This is a genomic window from Magnetospirillum sp. WYHS-4, from assembly GCA_039908345.1.
In the GTDB taxonomy this organism is placed as follows: Bacteria; Pseudomonadota; Alphaproteobacteria; order Rhodospirillales; family GLO-3; genus JAMOBD01.
Map to the genome: position 1 here is coordinate 11916 of JAMOBD010000033.1, position 20642 is coordinate 32557.

24 protein-coding genes, 1 tRNA gene and 2 pseudogenes are annotated in these 20642 nt (G+C 66.5%); 6 read left to right on the forward strand and 21 right to left on the reverse strand.

The genetic code is table 11. The features are described 5' to 3' along the window. Nucleotides 1–190: 190 nt before the first annotated feature. Genes H7841_10585 through H7841_10595 form a run of 3 tightly spaced genes read right to left on the reverse strand, consistent with a single transcriptional unit; the run spans nucleotide 191 to nucleotide 3926 of the window. Nucleotides 191–1075: a hypothetical protein gene (locus H7841_10585; GenBank protein ID MEO5337325.1), complete on the reverse strand. Its 885-nt coding sequence runs from the start codon at nucleotides 1073–1075 to the stop codon at nucleotides 191–193. Continuing rightward, on the reverse strand, nucleotides 1072–3531 hold the full coding sequence (locus H7841_10590) for an AAA family ATPase (GenBank protein MEO5337326.1): 2460 nt from the start codon (nucleotides 3529–3531) through the stop codon (nucleotides 1072–1074). The genes H7841_10585 and H7841_10590 overlap by 4 nt, the downstream gene beginning before the upstream one ends. Continuing rightward, nucleotides 3528–3926, reverse strand: a complete 399-nt coding sequence (locus tag H7841_10595) for a metallopeptidase family protein (protein ID MEO5337327.1) — start codon at nucleotides 3924–3926, stop codon at nucleotides 3528–3530. Before H7841_10595 ends, H7841_10590 begins: the two co-directional genes overlap by 4 nt. 66 nt (nucleotides 3927–3992) lie before the next feature. Between H7841_10595 and H7841_10600 the strand changes: the two genes are divergently transcribed. After that, nucleotides 3993–4280 (forward strand): 4a-hydroxytetrahydrobiopterin dehydratase, encoded by a 288-nt coding sequence (locus tag H7841_10600; protein MEO5337328.1) that lies wholly within the window; start codon nucleotides 3993–3995, stop codon nucleotides 4278–4280. Here H7841_10600 and H7841_10605 read toward each other — a convergent pair. From H7841_10605 to rplU, 9 genes and pseudogenes are all read right to left on the reverse strand, one after another. Beyond that, on the reverse strand, nucleotides 4261–5022 hold the full coding sequence (locus H7841_10605; GenBank protein MEO5337329.1) for a trypsin-like serine protease: 762 nt from the start codon (nucleotides 5020–5022) through the stop codon (nucleotides 4261–4263). The genes H7841_10600 and H7841_10605 overlap by 20 nt on opposite strands. After that, entirely contained in the window at nucleotides 5019–5762 is a 744-nt protein-coding gene (locus H7841_10610) for a PAS domain S-box protein (protein ID MEO5337330.1), read from the reverse strand. The genes H7841_10605 and H7841_10610 overlap by 4 nt, the downstream gene beginning before the upstream one ends. A gap of 39 nt (nucleotides 5763–5801) precedes the next feature. Next, nucleotides 5802–6695, reverse strand: a complete 894-nt coding sequence (locus tag H7841_10615) for a DMT family transporter (protein MEO5337331.1) — start codon at nucleotides 6693–6695, stop codon at nucleotides 5802–5804. A gap of 65 nt (nucleotides 6696–6760) precedes the next feature. Continuing rightward, nucleotides 6761–6991, reverse strand: a complete 231-nt coding sequence (locus H7841_10620; GenBank protein MEO5337332.1) for a hypothetical protein — start codon at nucleotides 6989–6991, stop codon at nucleotides 6761–6763. Between the two features lie 84 nt (nucleotides 6992–7075). Then, nucleotides 7076–9355 (reverse strand): cyclic nucleotide-binding domain-containing protein, encoded by a 2280-nt coding sequence (locus H7841_10625; GenBank protein MEO5337333.1) that lies wholly within the window; start codon nucleotides 9353–9355, stop codon nucleotides 7076–7078. A gap of 101 nt (nucleotides 9356–9456) precedes the next feature. Further along, nucleotides 9457–10587, reverse strand: coding sequence for a glutamate 5-kinase (proB, locus tag H7841_10630; GenBank protein ID MEO5337334.1), 1131 nt, complete (start codon nucleotides 10585–10587; stop codon nucleotides 9457–9459). Continuing rightward, a complete protein-coding gene (gene obgE / locus H7841_10635) occupies nucleotides 10577–11590 on the reverse strand; it encodes a GTPase ObgE (protein MEO5337335.1) in 1014 nt (337 codons plus the stop codon). The genes proB and obgE overlap by 11 nt, the downstream gene beginning before the upstream one ends. A 77-nt stretch (nucleotides 11591–11667) precedes the next feature. Continuing rightward, on the reverse strand, nucleotides 11668–11928 hold the full coding sequence (gene rpmA, locus H7841_10640; protein ID MEO5337336.1) for a 50S ribosomal protein L27: 261 nt from the start codon (nucleotides 11926–11928) through the stop codon (nucleotides 11668–11670). 114 nt (nucleotides 11929–12042) lie between these two features. Then, nucleotides 12043–12351, reverse strand: a pseudogene (gene rplU / locus H7841_10645) (50S ribosomal protein L21). A gap of 136 nt (nucleotides 12352–12487) precedes the next feature. Between rplU and H7841_10650 the strand changes: the two are divergent. Both H7841_10650 and H7841_10655 read left to right on the forward strand, forming a co-directional pair. Then, nucleotides 12488–12577 (forward strand) — tRNA-Ser (locus H7841_10650). 144 nt (nucleotides 12578–12721) lie between these two features. After that, a complete protein-coding gene (locus tag H7841_10655) occupies nucleotides 12722–13603 on the forward strand; it encodes a site-specific integrase (protein MEO5337337.1) in 882 nt (293 codons plus the stop codon). A 31-nt stretch (nucleotides 13604–13634) separates the two neighbouring features. On the opposite strand, the gene H7841_10660 is transcribed toward H7841_10655, so the two are convergent. From H7841_10660 to H7841_10675, 4 genes are read right to left on the reverse strand one after another with little or no spacing between them, the layout of a single operon-like run. Beyond that, nucleotides 13635–14060 (reverse strand): RES family NAD+ phosphorylase, encoded by a 426-nt coding sequence (locus H7841_10660; protein ID MEO5337338.1) that lies wholly within the window; start codon nucleotides 14058–14060, stop codon nucleotides 13635–13637. Continuing rightward, a complete protein-coding gene (locus H7841_10665; protein ID MEO5337339.1) occupies nucleotides 14060–14491 on the reverse strand; it encodes a DUF2384 domain-containing protein in 432 nt (143 codons plus the stop codon). The genes H7841_10660 and H7841_10665 overlap by 1 nt, the downstream gene beginning before the upstream one ends. 3 nt (nucleotides 14492–14494) lie before the next feature. Continuing rightward, nucleotides 14495–14863, reverse strand: coding sequence for a type II toxin-antitoxin system RelE/ParE family toxin (locus H7841_10670; GenBank protein ID MEO5337340.1), 369 nt, complete (start codon nucleotides 14861–14863; stop codon nucleotides 14495–14497). Beyond that, entirely contained in the window at nucleotides 14860–15180 is a 321-nt protein-coding gene (locus tag H7841_10675) for a type II toxin-antitoxin system Phd/YefM family antitoxin (protein MEO5337341.1), read from the reverse strand. The genes H7841_10670 and H7841_10675 overlap by 4 nt, the downstream gene beginning before the upstream one ends. 92 nt (nucleotides 15181–15272) lie before the next feature. Between H7841_10675 and H7841_10680 the strand changes: the two genes are divergently transcribed. Both H7841_10680 and H7841_10685 read left to right on the forward strand, forming a co-directional pair. Beyond that, nucleotides 15273–15785 (forward strand): hypothetical protein, encoded by a 513-nt coding sequence (locus H7841_10680; protein ID MEO5337342.1) that lies wholly within the window; start codon nucleotides 15273–15275, stop codon nucleotides 15783–15785. A 186-nt stretch (nucleotides 15786–15971) separates the two neighbouring features. Next, complete coding sequence (locus H7841_10685; protein ID MEO5337343.1) at nucleotides 15972–16511, forward strand: hypothetical protein; 540 nt, start codon at nucleotides 15972–15974, stop codon at nucleotides 16509–16511. A gap of 3 nt (nucleotides 16512–16514) precedes the next feature. Here H7841_10685 and H7841_10690 read toward each other — a convergent pair whose 3' ends face one another. From H7841_10690 to H7841_10700, 3 genes and pseudogenes are all read right to left on the reverse strand, one after another. After that, nucleotides 16515–16880: a type II toxin-antitoxin system RelE/ParE family toxin gene (locus H7841_10690; GenBank protein MEO5337344.1), complete on the reverse strand. Its 366-nt coding sequence runs from the start codon at nucleotides 16878–16880 to the stop codon at nucleotides 16515–16517. Continuing rightward, nucleotides 16877–17182, reverse strand: a complete 306-nt coding sequence (locus tag H7841_10695; protein MEO5337345.1) for a type II toxin-antitoxin system ParD family antitoxin — start codon at nucleotides 17180–17182, stop codon at nucleotides 16877–16879. The genes H7841_10690 and H7841_10695 overlap by 4 nt, the downstream gene beginning before the upstream one ends. A gap of 124 nt (nucleotides 17183–17306) precedes the next feature. Then, nucleotides 17307–17864, reverse strand: a pseudogene (locus H7841_10700) (ISAs1 family transposase). A gap of 172 nt (nucleotides 17865–18036) precedes the next feature. Between H7841_10700 and H7841_10705 the strand changes: the two are divergent. Further along, on the forward strand, nucleotides 18037–18732 hold the full coding sequence (locus tag H7841_10705; GenBank protein MEO5337346.1) for a cytidylate kinase-like family protein: 696 nt from the start codon (nucleotides 18037–18039) through the stop codon (nucleotides 18730–18732). A 3-nt stretch (nucleotides 18733–18735) separates the two neighbouring features. On the opposite strand, the gene H7841_10710 is transcribed toward H7841_10705, so the two are convergent. Beyond that, nucleotides 18736–19647, reverse strand: coding sequence for a U32 family peptidase (locus H7841_10710; GenBank protein MEO5337347.1), 912 nt, complete (start codon nucleotides 19645–19647; stop codon nucleotides 18736–18738). Between the two features lie 4 nt (nucleotides 19648–19651). Next, nucleotides 19652–20638, reverse strand: a complete 987-nt coding sequence (locus H7841_10715) for a U32 family peptidase (GenBank protein MEO5337348.1) — start codon at nucleotides 20636–20638, stop codon at nucleotides 19652–19654. Nucleotides 20639–20642: the final 4 nt, after the last annotated feature.

Here is a 20642-nt window from a genome sequence, read left to right on the forward strand (position 1 = left end):
CCGACAACCATTTTCTCCGCACGAATTGCGGCGAGATGGGCGGGCTTCGCCCCAAGCACGCTGGCCAGAGCGCTCGACCTGGGGGGATGTGGGATGGGGATACCCGCTTCGTCAGAAATACGTGGACTGCACCCCATCGCTGAGACAGCGGAAATCGGGACAGTTGTTGTCGGCCCGCCGCGCCGGTAGCCTATCGAACCAGCAGCACCGAGCAGTCCATGCGGGCCAGCAAATCCCCCGTCGCCTGGCCGGCCAGGAAGGGCAGGCCGGCTTCCAGCACCAACAGCGAGACATGGCGCCGCCGCGCCTCGCGGAACAGGTCCTCCAGCCCGGCATGGGGCATTTGTAGATAGGCGGGATGAAGGGCGCGTCCGGCCAGCCGTTCGGAGATATCCTCCTGCCAGACGGCGGCCAGGGCGAGACTGCGGGTGAGGAACACCACCTCCAGGTCGCCGCTTTCCTCGCCGGCTATCGCCAGAGCGATGGCGAGCGCCTTGTCGGCCTCGTCCGAGCCGTCGTAGGCCACCAGGACCGGTCCGCCCAAGGGCGCGCCCTGGCGCAACAGCAGGACCGGCCGACCGGCCGCCTCGGCGATATCGCGGGCGGCGGCGCTGGGTTGGGTTCGCCGCCCGCCCGCCGCCGCGCGCAGCAGAAGGTCGCCGCAGGCCCAGTCCACCACCACCAGGTCGGCTCCTTCGGAGGAGGCCAGGACCTCGGCGGTCAGGCGGCCGCGGCGGATCTCGAAGGATGTCTTGACCCGATGGCGTTCCGCCGCGCCTTCCAGCGCCGAGCGGGTGGTGGCGGCCTGCACCTTGAGGGCCCGGCGCAAGATGTCTTCGTCCAGAAGTTGGCGCCCGCCGGACAGCCGGCTCACCGACCCGGCCACCGGATGGCCGGCCAAGCGCAGCAAATCGCTGTCCTCGACGAACAGGGCGGCCAGTTCGGCCTCCAGGCGTCCGGCCAGCAGGGCCACGGCGTCCAGGGCGCCCAGGTTCTCGAAGGCAGGGTCGAAGACCACCAGGAAGCGCCGAAAGCGCGGCCCGTCCTCCCGATCCCGTCCCAGTCCGGGTGTCATGACGAGCGCTGGCCGTTGCCGTTCGCGGACTGCTGGCGCCCGCCACCCGCCTCCGAGGCCAGTTGCCGGGCTTTGCGGGTGAAGGCGGCCAAGCCGCCGGCGACCGCCCGGTTGACCGAGCCGATGGGATACTCGCCCTTGTCGTCGGGGGCGCCGGCCGGCAGGCCCGTGAGGATCTCGATGCCCTGGTCTACGGTTTCCACGGCGAAAAGGTGGAACTTGTCGGCGCGGACCGCATCGACTACGTCCTTCTTGAGCATCAGGTGCTTGACGTTGGCGGCGGGAATCAGCACGCCCTGGTCTCCGGTCAGGCCACGTGCCCGGCAGAGATCGAAGAATCCTTCCACCTTCTCATTGACGCCGCCGATGACCTGGACGCGGCCGTTCTGGTCGACAGAACCGGTGACGGCGAAGTTCTGTTTGATGGGAACTCCCGAGATAGCCGACAGAAGGGCGTAGAGTTCGGCCGACGACGCGCTGTCCCCGTCGATACCGCCGTAGGATTGCTCGAAAACCAGGCTAGCCGACAGCGATAGGGGCAACTCGCGGGCGTAGCGTGTCGAGAGGTAGGACGTGAGGATCAGCACGCCCTTGGTATGCAGAGGCCCGCCCAAGGCAACCTCGCGTTCGATGTCAAGAAGGTCTCCTCGCCCGATGCGCACCCGGCAACTGATGCGGGTCGGCTTGCCGAAGGAATAGCTGTCCAGCATCAGGACGGCCAGGCCATTGATCTCGCCAACCTTCTCGCCCTGAGTCTCGACCACCAGGGTGCCGCGGAGAATTTCCTCCTGCAGGCGCTCGCGGATGCGGTCGGAACGGTAGATCCAGGCGTCGATGGCCTGCTGCACGTGGGCCGCCTCGACCGTCTTGGCGCCTGCCTGGCCGGCCCAGAAGTCGGCCTCGCGCACCAAGTCGGCCACCGAAGCCATGTGGGTGGTCAGCTTTTCCGCGTCTTCGGCCAGGCGCGAGCCCTGTTCCACCACCCTGGCCACGGCGCCCCGGTCCAGCGGACGCAGGCCTTCCTTGGCGGCGATGGCGGCGATCAGGCTGGCGTACTGGAGGGCCGCTTCGGGACTGCGGTCCATCCGGGTATCGAAATCGGCCGCCACCTTGAACAGTTCGCCGAAGTCGGGGTCGTAGTGTCCGAGCAGGTAATAGAGCATGGGATCGCCCAGCAGGACGACCTTGACCTCCAGGGGGATGGGCTCGGGCTCCAAGGTCTGGGTGCTGGTCCAGCCGAGGGATTCGGCCGCCGATTCGATGCGCACCCGCCTGGACTGCAGGGCCCTCTTCAGGCTTTCGTAGGCAAACGGCTGCGCCAGCAGCTTGCGCACATCCAGGATCAGGTAGCCGCCGTTGGCCCGGTGCAGGGCGCCGGCCTTGATGAGGTTGAAGTCGGTGACCAGGGTGCCGAACTGGCTCAGGTGCTCGATGCGCCCCACCAGGTTGGGCTGGGTCGGATGGTCCTCCTCGACGATGGGGGCGCCTTGGGTGGCGCCGTTGTCCACCATCAGATTGACCTGATAGCGCCTGAGCGGGCCCGAACCGGCCAGGCCCGGCCGTTCCGGCCCGAAGACCGAAGGCTTGCCGTCCTTCTCCTGGGGCAGGAAGTCTCCCACATTGTCCACCACGTCGCGGCGGACCGCCTCCAGGTATTCCAGGACCTCCGGCACGTCTTCCCAGCGCTTCTTCAATTCGTCGATCAGATGGTCGACGGCAAAGGCCGTGACCTCGCGCACCAGGGCGCGGATCTGTTCGCGCTGTTCCTTTTCCCATTTCGGGGCCTCGGCCAGCATGCCTTCCAGTTCGGTCTGCAATCCTTCCAGGGCTGCCTTGCGTGCCGCCTTTTCCTTGTCGGGCAGTTCCTCGAATTCCTGGGGATTGAGGATTTCCCCGTCGCGCACCGGCGCCAGGGCCAGTCCGACGGGGGTGCGGATCAGGGCGACGTTCTGATCCTCGGCCCGCTGGCGGATGGCGCGCAGCCGGTCTTCGTGATTTTCCTTGAACTTTTCTTCGACCACGCCCTTGCGATTGCGGAATTCGTCGCTTTCGAAGGTGGCGGGAATGGCGGCGCCCAGGTCGTCGACCAGGCGGTCCATGTCCTCGCGCAAGGGCCGGCCACGACCGGACGGCAGCTTGAGAGCCAGGGGCTTATGCGAATCCTTGAAGTTGTTGACGTAGCACCAGTCGCCGGGGGCCGCGCGGGCCGCCGCCTCCTTGACCAGCGTGCGGCGCACCAGGCTGGCCTTGCCCAGGCCTTCCGGCCCGAGGGCGTAGAGGTTGAACCCGTCGTGGCGCATGCCGACGGCGAAGCGCACCGCCTGCACCGCCCGGTCCTGGCCGACCATTTCCTCCAAGGGTTTCAGGTCGGCGGTGGTCGCGAAGTCGAACAGCGCCGGGTCGCAGGGCGTGTAGAGCTTCTCGGCGGGCAAGGCGGCGGCGGACTTCTTCTTCATGCCTGTTCCTCGATGCGCTCCATGTCCTCGTCGCTGAAGCCGAAGTGGTGGCCGATCTCGTGGATCAGCACGTGGCGCACCAGGCGGGTCAGGTCCTCGCCGGTCTCGCACCAGTAATCCAGTACCGGGCGGCGGTAGAGAAAGATCATGTCCGGCTGGGTCGGCACGTCGCCGATGCTCTTGCGGTCGAGCGACTGGCCCTGATAGAGCCCCAGGATGTCGAAGGGACTTTCCAGGTCCATCTCGTTCTCGACCTCCTCGTCGGGGAACTCCTCGATCTGGATGACGATATCGCTGGCCAGGCGGCGCAGTTCGTAGGGGATGGTGGCGAAGGCCTCGCGGGCGATCCGGTGCAGGTCGGCCAGGCTGGGGGGAACGGAATGTCCTGTGTGCATGCCCTATTGTTTAACCGCCCTTGCGTCAATCGCCAAGCCGTACCATCTGGGTGGGGGAGGTGACCCATGGTCGCGAAACTGGAAGGACGGGACCGGATCGAGGCCCTGGCGGGCCTGAAGGGCTGGACGGAGGTGCCGGGGCGCGATGCCATCGCCCGCTCGTTGCGCTTCGCCGACTTCACCGAGGCCTTCGCCTTCATGGCCCGCGTGGCCCTGCATGCCGAGCGTCTGAACCACCATCCCGAATGGTCCAACGTCTACGATCGCATCGACGTGGTGCTCAGTACCCACGACTCGGGCGGGGTTACGGCCAAGGATGTCGAACTCGCCCGGATCATCGATTCGCTGATTTGATCTTGTCGGCGAAGCTGGCGGACGGCACCGCCAGTCCGACCGATTCGGCGCCCTGGCGGCGGGCGGTGGCGACGTGGATGGCGGCGATGCGGTAGACCTTGCCTTCCTGGACCAGGATGGGCGAGCCCGAATCCCCCGGAACCGCGTCGCAGGCATGGGCCACCAGGGCGGTGCCGGCCAGGAATCCGTCCAGCCGACAGCCAACGTGGGCGGTCAGTACGTGGGCCTTGTCCTGGCCGTAGCCCGCATTGGTGAAGCGCAGGCCTTGGCCCTTTATCTCGCCGAGCCGGCCGGCGTCCATGGAAAGAACCTCCAGGGGCGCGATCCTGCGGCCCATATCGCCTTCCAGAGTGACCAGAGCCCAGTCGTGGGCGCCGTTGCCCGCCGTCTTGTCGCCCGGCCGGTAGCCGGGTGCGGCGAAAACGGCGGCGGCTTTGGCATGGGCCAGATAATCCCCCTTGGCCCAGCCAGCGACGAAATGCAGGGACTCGGGGGGCAGGTAGGTCCGGGTCCGCTGGTTCCACAGGCAGTGCGCTGCCGTCAGGACGCTTTTCGGCCCCACCAGGGTGGCGGTGCAATGACCGCCGACGGTCTTGTTGAGCCGGCCGATGGCGTTCCAGGGGGCCTGGGTGGAATCGACGGTGATGCGGTCGTCGTCGCCCTTGACGCCCGGCAGCAGGGAATTGCCGGCCGCCGCCGGCCAAGCCGCGAGAACCGCCAGCAGAGCCAGGGACTTTCTCATGCCGGCTTCGCCGGCACCAGTTCGCGGAATACGCCCTGCAGGACCTTGCGGCCCTTGTAGACCAGGGTGCAGCCGCTGATGTCTACGGCAAGATCGGAGCCGTCCTTGCGGCGCACGATGCCCGACACCAAGCGGCCGCTGCCGTAATCCCGCATGCCCTCGAAGGCCCGACGGGTCTTGTCCAGTTCCCAGTCCGGATGCAGGTCGCGGTAGGTCATCCCCGCCAATTCCACGGTGGTGTAGCCGAGCAATTCTTCGGCCCGCCGGTTGGCGAAGATCAGACGGCCATCGGTTTCCGCCAGCAGGATGGCGTCCGGCGATTCCATGACCATGGTCCGGAAGGGCTCGGCGCTGCCACTGTTGGCCCGGTCCAGGGCCCGCTCGACGGCGATGACGAGACGGTCAAGATCGCTTTTTTCCACGAAGTCGAAGGCGCCCATACGCAGCAGGGACACCACGTCGCCTACCCGCACCACGCCCGACGCGACGATGAAGGGCAATTCAGGCTGCAGTTCGCGGACGATTTCCAGGGCCGGTTCGGCGCCGAAGCCGGGGATGCGGAAATCGCAGACCGCCATGTCCCAGACTTCGGTGGTCAAGGCCATGCGCAGGGCGGCGGCGGTCTCAACCCGCCGATAGCCGACGTCGAAGCCGCCGTCCTCGAGATGGGAGCACATAAGCAGGGTGTCGGTTTCGCAATCCTCGATGAAAAGAATCCGGATCGGCTTTCCCATATGCATTCACCCCCTTCCTCGTGTGAAATTATAGCAGGGGCGAACCTATGATGCCAGCGCTTCCGCCTGTTCTTCCACTTTGGGGCGGCGGCCAAGGGCTTGCAAAGCCGCTAGAAAGATCAATCCAGACCCCGTCCACGTCCATAGGTCAGGCATCTCGCCGAACAGAACGGCACCGGCGAGGGCGGCGAAGATCAGGCGCGAAAAGTCGAAGGGCATGATGGCCGAGGCGTCGGCGGCGGCCATCCCGCGCACCATCAGCATCTGGCCCAGCATGGCGCACAGACCGATGCCGGCCAGGTAGGGCCAGGCCGTCGGAGACGGGGCGGTCCAGACCGGCAAGGCGGGCAGCAGCGCCAGGGGCGAGCCGATCAGGCCCATGTAGAAGACCACCGTGGCCGGCGTCTCGGAACGCGACAGCGTCTTCACGCTCAAGGCCGAACCGGCCATGCAGGCCGCCGCGGCCAGGGCCAGCAGGCTGTCCAGCCGCAAGGCGCCTAGCCCCGGCTGGAGCACCACCATGGCGCCCGCGAAACCGATACCGACGGCCAGCCAACGCCTTGCGTCCACCTTTTCGCCCAGCAAAAGGCCGGCGCCCAGCGTCGCGAACAAGGGCGAGGTGAAGCTGAGGGCCGTCGCTTCCGCCAAGGGCATGACGGCAAGCGCCATGAACCAGGCGATGGTGGCGCAGACCCCGATGGCGGCGCGCAGCGCATGCAGGCCCAGGCGGCCCGTGCGGAACAGGCCGCCCTTCAGGCGCAGCACCCAGGGCAGCACGAAAACCAGGCCGAAGAAGTTGCGGAAGAAGGCGACCTCGACGGGGTCCACTTCGCGGGTGACGATGCGGATCATCACGGCGACGAGCGTGAACAAAAAGCAGGCGGCTACCACCATCAGGGCGCCGCGCGCCAAGGGCGGCAGTCTATCCAGGACAGGCATGGACAGAAACTAGGGAAAAGCTTCGCCTTTTACCATTGCGGGGTCCGCAAGGGTGGGTTGCGGCGTCAGGACCCGTGGACGATGTAGTCCCGCCAGGCCTTCACCGCGATCAGCAGGAAACCCAGGCTGTGCCAAGCCAGATCGAAGATGTCGATGGGCCGCTTCAGCGTTCCCGCCGCCAGCATCTTCAGCTTTTCCCAGATGTGCGGCTCCGGGTAGAAGGGCGCGAGCCCCAGCAGCAGCCCGAAAATGACGGCCGCCGGCATGGTCAGCTTGGTGTCGAAGAATTCCCACATGGGACATCGTTTACGGCAAGCGGGCGGGCGTGGCAAGCCGGGCGTGGAGGCGCTTCATCTCCGCCGGATAGCGGAAGATGTACTTCAGCCACCCATCTCCTTGCGGCGCTGATAGGTCTCGTAGAGTTTCCAGCGCACCCGCGGCACGGTGGCCAGGATCCGGGCGTCCGCATAATAGACCTCGGTGGGCGTCGCCGTCTTCAGATCGTAGCCGTAGGTGGTCCAGAAGACCGCCGTCTCCTCGCCGAAGAAGTCGCCGGGCCCCAGGGTCTCCAGGTCGTGGGCACGCCCCTTGCGGTGGCCGTAACGGCGCACGGAGCCCGTCTTGACGAAGCCGATACCCGAATTGTCTTCGGAATCGTGGTCGATGGCGGCCCCGGCCGGGTAGCGGACGCGGGTGATCGACTGGGCGATGGCGTTCAGGGTCCCGGCGGTGACGATCTCGCGGCAGAGCCAGGTGTCTTGCAGAAACTCCCGGTATTCCATCAGCCGCGAGATGTCGCCGAACAGGTCGTTGCGGCGCACGAATTCCAGGTAGAGATCGATGGGCACCTGCAGGGCCCGCACGAAGCTCATGGCCCGATGGGTTTCAGTGCTGGGCAGGGCGTGCAGGCCCGCCATCTCGCCCACCAGGACGCCCGCCGATAGTACCCCGTGCACGTCGGAAACCTGGTTGATGACCTCGACGTTGCCGGTGACCACCAGGTAGACGTAATCGGGAATCTCGCCTTCGCGCAAAAGGATGGTCTGCGGGTTGAAGGTCACCAGCGGATTGTTCATCAGCATCCGCAGCTCATGGCCGGGCAGGTTGGGAAAATAGGAGGTCAGGAACTGGTGGGTGTAGCGCCAGACGTAGTCCTGGTTGGACGGGATCAGCATGTCCACGGTGCCGAAGGGCGAGCCCGAGCCGATGGCTCTCTCCGCATCGGTGAGCGGCCGGCCGACGTGGGCCAGGATGATCTTTCGCGACGCGTCGCAGGCGAAGTCCTGGGCGCAGCCGTGGATCAGGCCGCCGCCGATGTCCAGCTTCTTCACGTTGGCCGGGGTCAGGTAGCGGTCGCGCACCTGTTCCAGCCGTGCCCGCCCGATGCCCGGCTTGGCCGGATCCTCGGTGACCATGCCTTCCAGCACGTCGAGCGCCGCGATGTCCGCATAATGGGCGTAGGTCCGATAGCCGCCGCCCCAATGGGCGCGGAACAGGAAGATGTTGGTTTCGACCGGATGAGGCGAGGGCAGGGGCTTTACCTCCAGCCCTGCGATGACGTTCCAGATGTCGAATTCCAGATCCCGGATGTCGAAGAATTCCGCCATCAGGTCCTCGTGCACCCCCAGCAGAGCCGACAACTTCTTGCCCACCGAATGGCGCACCAGGGGCGTCGCGTAGTACTTGATGCGGTGGTCGGACCGGAACAGTTCGGTCAGGCCGGCGAAGTGGTCGTCGTGGCAATGAGTGTGGAAGATGCCTTCCACCTCGTTGATGCCTATTCCCAGGGAATTCAGGGTGTTGCTGACGTTGGGCCCGGCGTCGATCAGATAGACCTTGCCCTGGAACAGCAGGATGCTGGCCATGCAGGGCCGGTCCGGGTCCCAGCCGTCGCCGTCGCCGTTGTGCAGGATCGAGAAGTATTCCCGCTGGATGTTGTGAAAGCCCAAGGGATAGGCGGACTGATAGGTCTGGAAGGGCGGCAGGTTGAGATCGACCTCGATCTCCTCGTCGCCGTAGGCGAAGCGGAAACGGTTCTTGGACAGCCGTTCCAGCATGACACCGCCCCTTACCTCGACGGGACCGTCGTCCAGATAGAGCAATTCGACCAGTTCGCTGGAATCGCGGATGGCCCCGAAGGCGAAGCGCAGCTTGATGCGCATCATCTCGCGGGCCTCGTCGACCGGAACGCCGGCCTCGCGGATTTCCTCTTCGGAACAGAGGCCGTAATTGCCGCGGTGAATGTAACGGATCTGGGAGTCCACCTGGATGCGGCTGCCGACGATCAGCGGCTTGTGGCCGCGGTTGTTGGGGTGGCCGGGCAGGATCATACCCTGGCGGTAAAGCATCTGCAGGACGGGAAATTCCGACAGGTTGCAGAAGCTGCCATTCTGCAACAGGTCGTCGGACAGCAAGATGGCGTTGGGGCCGCTTTCGAACTGGACGCCGTGGCGTTCCATGGGCACGATCAGGCCGCGCCGCATCAGGTGCTTGACCGAATCGGCCGGGCATCCGCAAAGCACGTAAAGGTCGGCAGGGACGCATTCCACCCAATAGACGCCCGCGGTCACGCAGACCTTGCGCAACAGGGGGCCGGCATCGGGCTTGGCCGGTCTAGGCTTGGCGGATCGCGAGCGGCTCACATCGCTTCCTTTCGGCATGGTGCCCCCCGGGCCACGGAACGGTTCCTTTCCCCAGAATTGCGCATGCCGGGGGACGAAGTCCAGGACTAGTCGGCCATGGATTGCGACGAATAGCGACGTCAGGCGAGGACCAGGTCGTCCCGGTGGATGATTTCGTCCGGCCCCGCGTAGCCCAGCAGGGATTCGATCTCGGCGCTCTTGTGGCCGGCGATGCGGCGGGCATCGTCGGCCGAATAGGCGGCCAAGCCGCGTGCCACCTCGCGGCCTTCGGCGTCGCGCACGGCGACCGAATCGCCCTGCTGGAACTGCCCCTCCACGCGGGCCACGCCGGCCGGCAGCAGGCTCTTGCCCGCCTTCAGGGCCTGCAAGGCGCCTGCGTCCACCACCAGGCTGCCGGTGGCCTTGAGCGAGCCGGAAATCCACAGCTTGCGGGCTGTGCCGGGATTGTTCCTGGGCAGGAACCAAGTGCAGCGCTCGCCGCCTTCGATGCGCCGGAAGGGATGAAGGCCGGCGCCCAGGGCGATCGCCATGCGACAACCGGCGTTCAGGCAGATCCGCGCCGCCGCCAGCTTGGTCACCATGCCGCCCGAGCCGTGGGCGCTGCCCGGATCGCCGGCCATGGCCTCGATCTCGGGGGTGATCTCGTCCAGTTCGGCAAGGAAACGGGCATCGGGGTCCTTGCGCGGATCGCCGGTATAAAGCCCGTCGATATCGGACAGCAGCAACAAGGTGTCGGCGCCGACCATGGCCGCCACCCGGGCCGCCAGGCGGTCGTTGTCGCCGAAGCGGATTTCGTCCACCGCCACCGTGTCGTTTTCGTTGATTACCGGCACCACCCCCAGACCCAGCAAGGTCTCCAGGGTCTGGCGGGCGTTCAGGTAGCGCTTGCGGTTCTCGCTGTCTTCGAGGGTCAGCAGCACCTGGGCGACGCCGAGACCGTGATGGCCGAGCGTTTCCTGATAGGCATGCATCAGGTGGACTTGGCCGGTGGCCGCGGCGGCCTGCTTCTCGTCCAGGCGCAGGGGCCGGTCGCCCAGCTTCAGGTGTCGGCGGCCCACCGCCACCGCGCCCGAGGTGACGAGCACCACCGCCTGGCCACGGGCACGGGCATCGGCCACGTCCTGGGCCAGCGCCTCCAGCCATTGGCGGTGCACGGTGCCGCGCACGGAATCGACCAGCAGGGCCGATCCGATCTTGACCACGATTCGCCGCGCCCGGTTCAGGTCGGCGGTGCTGCGGTCAGTCTTCATGGGCCTCCCCGGCTTGCCGTTCCTTGATGGTCGCCAACATGCGGCGCAGCGCCTCGGTCACGCCGATCCGTGCGACGCCGGAGACGACCGCCACCTTGCGCCTTGCGCTTTTCGCCAGCCTTGCCCGTCTGGTCTCGACTTCCTCTTCCGTCAAGGCGTCGCACTTGTTGAGGGCCAGCAGTTCGGGCTTCTTGTCCAGGCCGTGGCCGTAAGCCTTCAATTCCTTGCGCACCGTGCGCCAGGCGGCCACCGGGTCGTCCTGAGTGGCATCGACCAGATGCAGCAGGATGCCGCAACGCTCCACATGTCCGAGGAAGCGGTCGCCCAGCCCTGCGCCTTCGTGGGCGCCTTCGATCAGGCCGGGGATGTCGGCCAGCACGAATTCCTCGCCGTCCACCGTCACCACCCCCAGGTTGGGGTGCAAGGTGGTGAAGGGATAGTCGGCAATCTTGGGTTTGGCATGGGAAACGGCGGCCAGGAAGGTGGACTTGCCGGCGTTGGGCAGGCCGACCAGGCCGGCGTCGGCGATCAGCTTCAGGCGTAGCCAGACCCAGCGTTCCTCGCCCGGCCAGCCGTTGTCGGCGCGTCGCGGCGCCTGGTTGGTGGAGGTCTTGTAATGGGCGTTGCCGAAACCGCCGTCTCCGCCGCGGGCCAGCGTCATGCGTTGGCCGACCTCCGTCATGTCGGCGATCAGGGTTTCCTTGTCGTCCTCCAGGATCTGGGTACCCTTGGGGACACGGATCGTCACGTCGGCCGACGCGGCTCCGGTGCGGTTGCGGCCGGCCCCGTTGCCGCCCTTGCGGGCCTTGAAATGCTGCTGGTAGCGGAAGTCGATGAGGGTGTTGAGACCGTCGACGCATTCGACGATCACGTCGCCGCCGCGGCCGCCGTCGCCCCCGTCGGGGCCGCCGAATTCGATGAACTTCTCGCGCCGGAAGGCGACGCAGCCGTTGCCGCCGTCGCCGCTCTTCACGAAGATCTTGGCTTCATCGAGGAATTTCACGCCAGGTCACCGGAATCGAAAAGGGGAATGGCCGGCCATTCCCCTTGTCGCCAAGAAACCGGGATGGCCGGGGCCCGTCAGGAAGCCGCGGGCTCCACGATCACCACGACCTTGCCCTGGGACTTGGTCTCGAAGCGGACATTGCCGTCCACCAGCGAGAACAGGGTGTGGTCGCGGCCCATGCCGACGTTACGGCCCGGGTGAAACTGGGTGCCGCGCTGGCGAACCAGGATGTTGCCGGCAATCACGGCTTCGCCGCCGAATTTCTTCAGGCCCAGCCGCCTGCCTTCGGTATCGCGGCCGTTACGGGAACTGCCGCCTGCCTTCTTGTGCGCCATGGGGTGTTACTCCTCGGACTTCTTGGCCTTGGCGGCCTTCTTGGCCTTGCCTTCGGCCGGAGCGGCTTCCGCCTTCGGGGCCTTGGGTTCGAAGGCGGGCTTTTCGCCGGTCGGGCTGACGGCCAGCACGCGCAGCACGGTGATGTCCTGGCGGTGGCCGTTCAGGCGGCGGGAATTCTTGCGGCGGCGCTTCTTGAAGACCAGGATCTTGTCGCCCCTGGTCTGCGCCAGCACCTCGGCGAAGACGGCCGCCTTTTCGATGAAGGGCTTGCCGACGGTCGGGGCTTGGCCCTCGCCGCCGATCATGAGCACGTTGCCGAGCTCGATGACATCGCCGGCCATGCCGGCCAGCTTTTCGACGACCACCTTGTCGTCCTTGGCAACGCGGTACTGCTTGCCGCCCGTCTTGATCACCGCGAACATGTTCGCCCTGCCTTCGATCAAATCAACACAATACATACCCCCGGCGGACGGGTTGTCAACGGCTCTTTACAGAAGGGTGCGGAGCCGATAGAAAGCCACCTCCCGCGACAGCCGGCGCAAGCGGTCGCGGGAACGCGGAGGGGTGCCAGAGCGGTCGATCGGGCCGGTCTCGAAAACCGGTGTACCCGCAAGGGTACCGTGGGTTCGAATCCCACCCCCTCCGCCAATTTCAATGACTTAGCGGACAACGCCGTCCGCGCCGGCCTCCCGAAATTGCATTTCTGGCACAATTCTGGCACACTGGAGCGCCAGTGTCGGGAGCGGGGTGTGCCATGGGGGCCATGGTCCGCCGCCGGGACTATCCCCACGAATGGAAAACCTTCCCCAGCCGGGCCGAAGCCGAGGCCTGGGCGCGCGACGTCGAAAGCAAGATGGACCGAGGCGTCTTCGTCAGCATGGCGGAGGCCGAGAGCACGACCCTGGCGGATGCCCTGGATCGTTACGAACGCGAAGTGACCCCCAGGAAGAAAGGCGCCAAGCAGGAGAAATACCGCCTCGCCATCTGGCGCCGCGACAAGCTGGCCCTGCGATCTCTCGCCGGCATCCGCTCCTCCGATCTGGCCGCGTGGCGGGACCAGCAGCTGGAGGCCGGCTATTCCGCCTCCAAGGTGCGAAACGATCTGGCCCTGCTGGGGCACCTGTTCAACGTCGCCGCCGTCGAGTGGGGCATGGAGGGGCTCCGCAACCCCGTCCACAACAGCGGCTCAAGAAGGGCGAACAGGACAGACTGCTGGAGGCCTGCCGCGCCTCGCGCTCGACCTGGCTGGCGCCCATCGTGGTCTTGGCGATGGAAACCGGGATGCGCCTGGGGGAGATCGTTGGGCTCCAATGGGAGAATGTCGATTTCGGAAGCCGCGTGGCGGCCCTTCCCATGACCAAGAACGGCACCCGTCGCGAGGTGCCCCTGTCCTCCCGTGCCATCGTGACCCTGCGGAAACTTCCCAGGTCCATCGATGGGCGGGTTTTTCCCATCACCGACGAAGCGGTGAAGCGGGCCTGGCGCGCGGCCACCACCCGCGCCGACATCGAGGACCTCCGTTTCCACGACCTGCGTCACGAGGCCACCAGCCGCCTCTTCGAGAAGGGCCTGGATACCATGGAAGTCGCGGCCGTCACCGGCCACAAGACCCTGACCATGCTCCGCCGCTACACCCACCTGAAGGCGGCCGATCTGGCGAAGAAGCTGGGGTAGCCAGTCAAGGAAGGGAAGCAACCCGCATTTCTTAAAACAGTCGCGGATCGAAGCGAAACGGTCGCCGTGAGACGACCTTGATGCCCCGGGCCGCGGGATGCAGGGGATTGACGAGCAGGTTCCATTCCTCCGGCACGATGAAGGAGGGAACCCGAATCGCCGGGGACCGCCCCTCCCGGAGCCAGCGGTCGCCAAAGGAAAGGGGATCGTCCGCGCCTCCCGTCGGAAGGTCCTCGATTCCCATGTCGCCGAGTTCCGTGGACATCAGCTGGAAGTCGCGGGGCGCCATGTCGAGCGGCAGGTCGAGATGGACCCGCACCTCCAGGACGGCCAGGGCCGCCGACGAGGCGGTGTAGATCATCGGCCGGCCGGGGGAGTTCCAGCGTCCGCCGAAGATGCGGGCGCCTTCGCCATCCAGCGCCGCGTGGGCTTCGCGGGCCAGTCGCCACACCGGCATCAGGCGGCGATCCCGTGGGCGATGCGGCCGAGCAGGATCTCAACCTCGCGGGCACCTTCCTCGGTGTCCAGCAGGTCCAGCGGCACCTCGCCTCGCAGCGCGGTGGTCGCCCGCCGCAGCCAGGCATGGGCCGTATCCTGGTCGCCGAACACCTCCTCGGCCGCCGCCAGCACGCGGGCGACCCTGAGCAGGCGGTCGGATTGGTCGGCCGTCAGAGTCCCGATACGCTCCCGATGCGCCAGGGTCTTGCGGGGCAGCACGACCCGGTCGGTCTCGGAACGGCTCAGGCGGCCGGACTGCACCAGCGCATGGATGGTCGTGACCGGCAGGCCCGCCCGGACCATCCGGATCAGGTCGAACTGGCTGCTGACCATGGCCCCGACAACATTGGGGCCGCCGACGACGTCGATGATGGCGGACGGACTGGGCATGAATCACCTCCTTGGCGATATGCCCATTATACAGGTGCGTTTCGCCGGGCCGCAAGCGGGTTCTTCCTGCCCCTCGAACAAATAACCCCGCCCGAGGCCTTTCGGCGTGTCGGACGGGGAGCAAGTGAGCAGCCGTATACCAGCGATGTGGATCCGGTACTGGCCGTACACGAGATGCAGGATCTCCAGCCCGTCCAGCCCATCCTCGGGCGCCCGGGGACAACGTTTCGGCATCGACGCCAGGGTTTTCAGGCGCCTGCGCAGGCCCTCCACGAATTTGTGGGCGGCGGCAAGGTTGTCGAGGGCGATGTATCGGAACAGATCGTCCAGGTCTTCTTCCGCACCGGGAGTGACGACAACCCTGTAGTTCATCCAGCGCGACGCCTGCCGGTGGATTGCGCCTTGGGCCGCCCGAGGTGCCGGGCTTCAAGATCGCCAAGGACATCCTCGGCGTCGCGGAACCGGCCGGCACGATAATCGGCGATACTGCGACCGAGCCTTGCCGCTTGTTCCGCCTTCTCGGCACGATCGAGAAGCCTCTGATAGGACCGGGCATCCTGGACGACCAGTTCGGCCTGGCCGTTGACGGTGAGAACCTCGGGACGGCCCGTCTTCTTGAGGCGTTCGATATGTTCGCGGGTATTGCGCTGGAACTCGGTCAGCGAGTGGATGTCGTCGAGTCGGACCATGGCCACCTGCCTCCATGCTAATTCGCTGCTGATTTCATGATACCCCCAACCCTCCCGCCACGCAACGGAATGGCTTAACCTCGCGAGGAACCATGAGCGACAGGACTCTCGCCATCCGCCTGGCCGTCAAGGACGGCGAGGTGGTGCGCCGCCCCCTGATGCAGCTGGGCGAGGACGGCTCCAAGGCCCTGTCCAGGATCGAGCAGGCATCCAAGCCCGCCTCCAAGGGCCTGCTGGCCATCAACGAGGTCACCTCGGCCGCCAGGGTGCATCTGGAGGGCTTCGCCGACCACCTGGGGGGCGTGGGCTTCGCCATGCTGCGCCTCGGTCCCGCCGGCCTGGCGGCCGGGGCGGCGCTGGGCGGGCTGGCGGCGGCCTTGGGGCTGGGTCTCCGCGAGATGGAGACGGCGCAGCAGTCCCTGTTGCGCCTGGAGGCCGTCCTCAGCCGAAACGCCTTCCTCGCCGCATTCCGCGCCGAACTCGCACGTTTCCTGCGCCACGGCCTGAGGCCTGATCGTTGGCGGGGGCTCGAAGACGAAGACGACAAGGGAGCTCCATATGTCGAGCGTCTTCTCGCCCACCCGCTTCTGACGACAGATCCATGATGGACGCCACCATTCGACACGGCTGAGCCCTCTGCCACCCGTTCGCGAGCGGCGTTCTATTTGACAGAATACCAGGTGCCCCGCCCGGCTCCGTGGCGCTTCAGGTGTCCGTTCTCGGCGAGGGCGCGGACATGGTCTTTCACCGTGTTGCGGCTGGCCCCGGTTGCCTTCGCGGCATCGCCAACCGTGACCCGCGATCCCGCCCCGCCGGTCCCCGGCGCGGTCAGCGTCGACGCCGAGGTGGGCGTGCCCACGGATGCGCGGGCCATGGGCTTCTGGCTCAAGGCCCTGCTGGGCGAACTGAACGATCTGGCCGACGCCATGGAGGCCAGCACCATGGCCACCGCCGAGGGGGTGATGGATGCCTCTTCGGTCCTGGCGACCTTCCGCTCGGTGTCGGGTGACACCTTCATCCGGGCCATCAAGGCGGCCCAGGACCTGCCGGCGGTCTTGAGGCGTGACGATCCCCGCCATCGCCTCAATCGGGCCGGCGTTCCGTCATCCTCCGGCGTCACGGTGGTGGTCCAGCCCACCGTCACCAATACGGTCCCCAACACCCAGACCCGCACCGAAACCCGGCGCGGCCCCTCGGGTGAGGTGATGATCGCCGTGTTCGTCGAGCAAATGGAAATGCTGATGAGCCGCAAGATCGGTCGCGGCGAAGACCTCGCCCCCACCCTGGAGCGCCGCTACGGCCTCAACCCGGCGGCGGGAGCCTATCGGTGAGGATCAGTGGTCGGCCTCCTCGTCCGCCAGATGGCGGGGAAAGTCCATGGCATCATGCAGGATGCGCAGGACCTGGATCGTCTTCCTGCCGCGCTCCCGTTCCGCCCGGAAGAGAATGACGTGCCGCGCCTTGCGTCCCAGGCGGGCGGCATAAAGGGTGAGAATGCCTTCCGGCAGATCACTCCTCGCCTTGACGCCCGCCGTTGTCGGCCCTGCCTTCAAGGCATCGACGGCGGCCATCAGCGTCTCCGCGTAACTGTCCGCCTGCTCTTCGCCAAAGTGTTCCGCCGTCCATTGCAAAATCTGATCGAGGTCCGCTTCCACGGCGGAAGCAAGACGTACCAGCCAAAAATCCCGCTGTCCGCTCACCGCGTGCCCACGCGCTTGGCAAGGCCCTTCTTGATCGCGGCATCCGAGATGCCTTTGAGGTAGCGACGAAGCTCTCCAGAAGACTCGAAGTCCCGGTACCGTCCGGCCTCGATATCGTCGATGCCGACCTGGACGGCAGCGCGCAGCGCCTCCCGGCGCGCCTGGTCGTCGGCGTCGCGGCGTTCGATCATCCGCAGGCCCTCGCGCAGCACCTCGCTGGCATTCTGGTAGCGGCCGGACGCCACCAGCCGTTCTACCAATTCGGCCTGATGGTCGGTAAGGACGACGTTCCGGGTCGGCATGGCCAAAACTCCACCTTGAAATCGCTCCTGGCAGAATATGCCAACGGCAGCCGGGACGCAAGAGCGGCCCACGACCTTGTCGTCCACCACCTTTTCGGAAACATTGATGCCCTTCTCCTGGCCAGCCCATGGCGTCGATGGTCACCAGCACCTCTTTCAGTTCCAGCAGTCCGAGCAGCCTGGGGATGGCGACGATCTCGTTCTCCTTGTCGTCGATGGCCTCCTGGCCGAGCACCAGGCGCCGCGCCGAGGCCCAGGCGGAAACCAGGTGCAGGGCGGCGCGGCCCTTGGCGGCGTCGCCGCTGCGCCGCGAGGTCTTGCCGTCGATGGCGACCACCTCGGGACCGCCGGCGCCGGCCAGTTCGGGGACGGACCCGCGCAGGCTCCCGGCCCAGGCCACGAAGCAGTCCCGGAAGGCCTGGTGGTCGAGCGCATTGAACAGGTCGTTCAGCGCATCGTGGCTGGGGATGCCGTCCCTGAACGGCCGGAAGCGGCGCAGGAAATCGAGATGCACCCCGCCCCACAGGGCGATGTCGGCGAACCCTTCCGCCCCGGCCAGTTCCCCGCACAGGACCAGGAGCATGATCTCGTCCAGCGGATAGAGCACCTTCTTCGCCTCCCGGGGATCGGAAATTCCGGAAAAGTGATCCAGAAACGCAATCGATTGTGCCGTCTCGGCCAAGGCCGCCCCCTATGTTGTGACGCCCTTCCAGGAATCACATTTTCCCGCCCAAAGGAGCCTTCAAATCACTTTAGAACCCTTTGAGTATTAGCCCTGCCCTTGCACCCTGTTGCGGTCGGAGTTTCGCTGGTGCAATATCCGGGGGTCAATTTTCGGACAAGGGACCCCGGCCATGGTCGACGAACAGGCAGTCATCCGCGCCCTCACCCAGGTCAGCGAGGTCGTACCCGATAAGGACGGGGACCGCTCCAGGCTGCCGGTCATCACCATTTCCCGCACCATGGGCGCCGGCGGCGACGAGATCGGGCGCATGGTGGCGGAGCGGATGGATCTGCCCTGCTATAGCCGCGAGGTTTTGGACAAGGTGGCCAAGGAGGCCAAGGTCCACGAAAGCCTGCTCAACAAGCTGCACGAGCGCCTGTCCCAGGCCGGCGACGCCTGGCTTTACTCGCTGCTGTTCGGTGCCAACGTGACCCGCGACGACTATCTGCACCGCCTGGTCACCACCGTGCGCGGCCTCTATCAGGCCGGCGGCGTCATCATGGGGCGGGGCGGCAACATCATCTTGGCCGGCCGCAAGGTGCTCAGGGTGCGCATCACCGGTTCCGTCGACGCCAGCGCCAAGCGCCTTGCCCTGCAGTGCGGCTGGGACCTGGACGAGGCGCGGCGCAAGGTGCGCGAAAGCAACAAGGCGCGCGGCGAGTTCACCTGGAAGGTCTTCAAGCGGCGAGCCAACGATCTTACCAACTACGACTTGGCGATCAACACCGACCACTTCGAGGATTTCGGTCACGTGGCCGACCTGATCGTCCACGCCGCCAGTGCCATGGGCATTCATACCGCCCACCACCACGCCAAGAAGAAGTAGGTTCTATTCGGTCGTCTCTTCCTCCAGGCCGGCGAAGGCCAAGCCTTCGATCCCGTGATAGAAACCGTTGGCGAAGGGCATGCCCGGCACCAAGCCGGCAAGACGTTCGTCGGCGCCCCCCGCGTCCTCCTTGCCGGCCAGCAGGTCACGGAAGACGTGGGCCACCCTGGCCATGTCGGCATCCTGGGGCGACAGGCGGAACCACCCCACGCCCAGGGCCTGCAGTTCGGCCAGTTCCGCCGACAGATTGCAACAGGAAAACGACAAGGTCTGGGTGCCGTTGACCGCGACGAAGGGCTCGCCCGCCAGGGTGTCGAGCGCCATGCCGTCGGCGTCGTCGCCGCAGGCGTACTGGCAATTGTCCTTGGATAGCCCGCGTGCCCGGGCGTGGTAGCAGCGAGCGGAAATGGCCAGCGGCAGGCGGCCGAAGACGATGACCTCCAGGTCCGGCCGGCCGGTCTTGGCCAGTTCGGCGATGGACTCGCGGGGCAGTTCGGGCGGCAGGCAAACGCGCACCGCGCCGTGGTCCGCCAGGTAGGCCAGGGTTCCTTCGTTGTAGACGTTGACGTAGGGCCCGACGATGTGGGGCCGGTCCTTGAGCAAGGCGGCTGCCGACACGTCGTTGGCCTCGACGAGCAGGCCGGATTCGGGGTCCGCCAGGCCGCGCACCCCTTCCATCTCCCGCTCGGTCATGACCAAGGCCAGGGTAGAAAAGACGACCTCCTTGCCGGCCCGTTCCAAGCGCTCGACCACGTCCGGAATTACCGGCTCGAAGAACGGGGTACGCTTGGAACAGACGACCTCGCCTACATAGACCGTGTCCACCGGCGCCTCGTCGGCCACCTGGAAATAAAAGTCGCGCCATTTCTCGGGCGCCCAGTTGAAGAGCACCGGGCCCAGCGTCAGCTTCGCCATGGAATTACCGCCAATCCTTCTTGTAGACTCCGGTCGTTTCGCGCTGGCCCTCGGTGACCGCCACCAGTTCGTCGGTGGCCACCGGCTCGCCGCGGCCCACGGCGTCCAGCGCCCTGCGGAAGGCGGCCACCACCTGGGCCACGTAGGCGCGCCCCCGCTGGCGGCCTTCGATCTTCAGCGCCGTCACGCCGGCCGCCGCCAAATCGGGCAGCAGGCCAAGCACGCTGAGCGAGGTCGGTTCCTCGAACAGGTACTGCGCCTTGCCCCGGGCCACGAAACGGCCCTTGCACAGCGTCGGGTAACCGGCGGGCTCGCCGCCGGAGAACTCGTTGACCGTGCAGCCGCCCAGGCGGGTGACCAACTTGTCGCCCACTTCCTCGTAGCGCACGTGGCTGGCCGGCGAGCAGACGCCTTCCTTGTTGGGCGAGATGCCGGTGACGTAGGAAGACAGCGAGCAGCGTCCTTCGGCCATCACGCAAAGCCCGCCGAACACGAAGACCTCGGTCTCCACCGCGATCTTCTTGTTGAGCGCGGCGATTTCCGCCACCGTGAGCACGCGGGGCAGAACCACCCGCTTGATGCCGAATTCCTCGGCATAGAAACGGATGGCCTCCGGATTGGAGGCCGAGGCCTGGACGGACAGGTGCCGACGCAGGTCGGGATGTTCCTTGGCGGCATGGGCCGCGACGCCGATATCGGCCAGGATTACCGCGTCCACTCCCAGTTCGTGGGCGTCGTCCACCGCCCGGTGCCAGGGACCGGGGTGGCCGGCCCTGGGGAAGGTGTTGATCGCGACGAAGACCTTGACGTCGCGGTCGTGGGCATAGGCAAGGCCCTCGCGCAGTTCGTCGCGGCTGAAGTTGAGACCGGGAAAGTTGCGGGCGTTCGTTTCGTCGCGAAAGCCCAGATAGACGGCATCCGCCCCGGCGTCCACCGCGGCGCGCAGGGACGCGGGCGTTCCGGCGGGGCAGACCAGTTCCATGGTTCGCATCTTC

Bases quoted from the DNA above. Each gene is read 5' to 3' on its own strand.
- H7841_10695 (MEO5337345.1), bottom strand. From the start codon at position 17,182: ATGCCGACCCGGAACGTCGTCCTTACCGACCATCAGGCCGAATTGGTA.
- H7841_10670 (MEO5337340.1), bottom strand. From the start codon at position 14,863: ATGAACTACAGGGTTGTCGTCACTCCCGGTGCGGAAGAAGACCTGGAC.
- H7841_10680 (MEO5337342.1), top strand. From the start codon at position 15,273: ATGAGCGACAGGACTCTCGCCATCCGCCTGGCCGTCAAGGACGGCGAG.
- H7841_10610 (MEO5337330.1), bottom strand. From the start codon at position 5,762: ATGCATATGGGAAAGCCGATCCGGATTCTTTTCATCGAGGATTGCGAA.
- H7841_10615 (MEO5337331.1), bottom strand. From the start codon at position 6,695: ATGCCTGTCCTGGATAGACTGCCGCCCTTGGCGCGCGGCGCCCTGATG.
- H7841_10585 (MEO5337325.1), bottom strand. From the start codon at position 1,075: ATGACACCCGGACTGGGACGGGATCGGGAGGACGGGCCGCGCTTTCGG.
- H7841_10715 (MEO5337348.1), bottom strand. From the start codon at position 20,638: ATGCGAACCATGGAACTGGTCTGCCCCGCCGGAACGCCCGCGTCCCTG.
- H7841_10655 (MEO5337337.1), top strand. From the start codon at position 12,722: ATGGAAAACCTTCCCCAGCCGGGCCGAAGCCGAGGCCTGGGCGCGCGA.
- H7841_10665 (MEO5337339.1), bottom strand. From the start codon at position 14,491: ATGCCCAGTCCGTCCGCCATCATCGACGTCGTCGGCGGCCCCAATGTT.
- H7841_10660 (MEO5337338.1), bottom strand. From the start codon at position 14,060: ATGCCGGTGTGGCGACTGGCCCGCGAAGCCCACGCGGCGCTGGATGGC.
- H7841_10710 (MEO5337347.1), bottom strand. From the start codon at position 19,647: ATGGCGAAGCTGACGCTGGGCCCGGTGCTCTTCAACTGGGCGCCCGAG.
- rpmA (MEO5337336.1), bottom strand. From the start codon at position 11,928: ATGGCGCACAAGAAGGCAGGCGGCAGTTCCCGTAACGGCCGCGATACC.
- H7841_10600 (MEO5337328.1), top strand. From the start codon at position 3,993: ATGGTCGCGAAACTGGAAGGACGGGACCGGATCGAGGCCCTGGCGGGC.
- H7841_10625 (MEO5337333.1), bottom strand. From the start codon at position 9,355: ATGCCGAAAGGAAGCGATGTGAGCCGCTCGCGATCCGCCAAGCCTAGA.
- H7841_10620 (MEO5337332.1), bottom strand. From the start codon at position 6,991: ATGTGGGAATTCTTCGACACCAAGCTGACCATGCCGGCGGCCGTCATT.
- H7841_10595 (MEO5337327.1), bottom strand. From the start codon at position 3,926: ATGCACACAGGACATTCCGTTCCCCCCAGCCTGGCCGACCTGCACCGG.
- H7841_10675 (MEO5337341.1), bottom strand. From the start codon at position 15,180: ATGGTCCGACTCGACGACATCCACTCGCTGACCGAGTTCCAGCGCAAT.
- H7841_10590 (MEO5337326.1), bottom strand. From the start codon at position 3,531: ATGAAGAAGAAGTCCGCCGCCGCCTTGCCCGCCGAGAAGCTCTACACG.
- H7841_10705 (MEO5337346.1), top strand. From the start codon at position 18,037: ATGGTCGACGAACAGGCAGTCATCCGCGCCCTCACCCAGGTCAGCGAG.
- proB (MEO5337334.1), bottom strand. From the start codon at position 10,587: ATGAAGACTGACCGCAGCACCGCCGACCTGAACCGGGCGCGGCGAATC.
- H7841_10605 (MEO5337329.1), bottom strand. From the start codon at position 5,022: ATGAGAAAGTCCCTGGCTCTGCTGGCGGTTCTCGCGGCTTGGCCGGCG.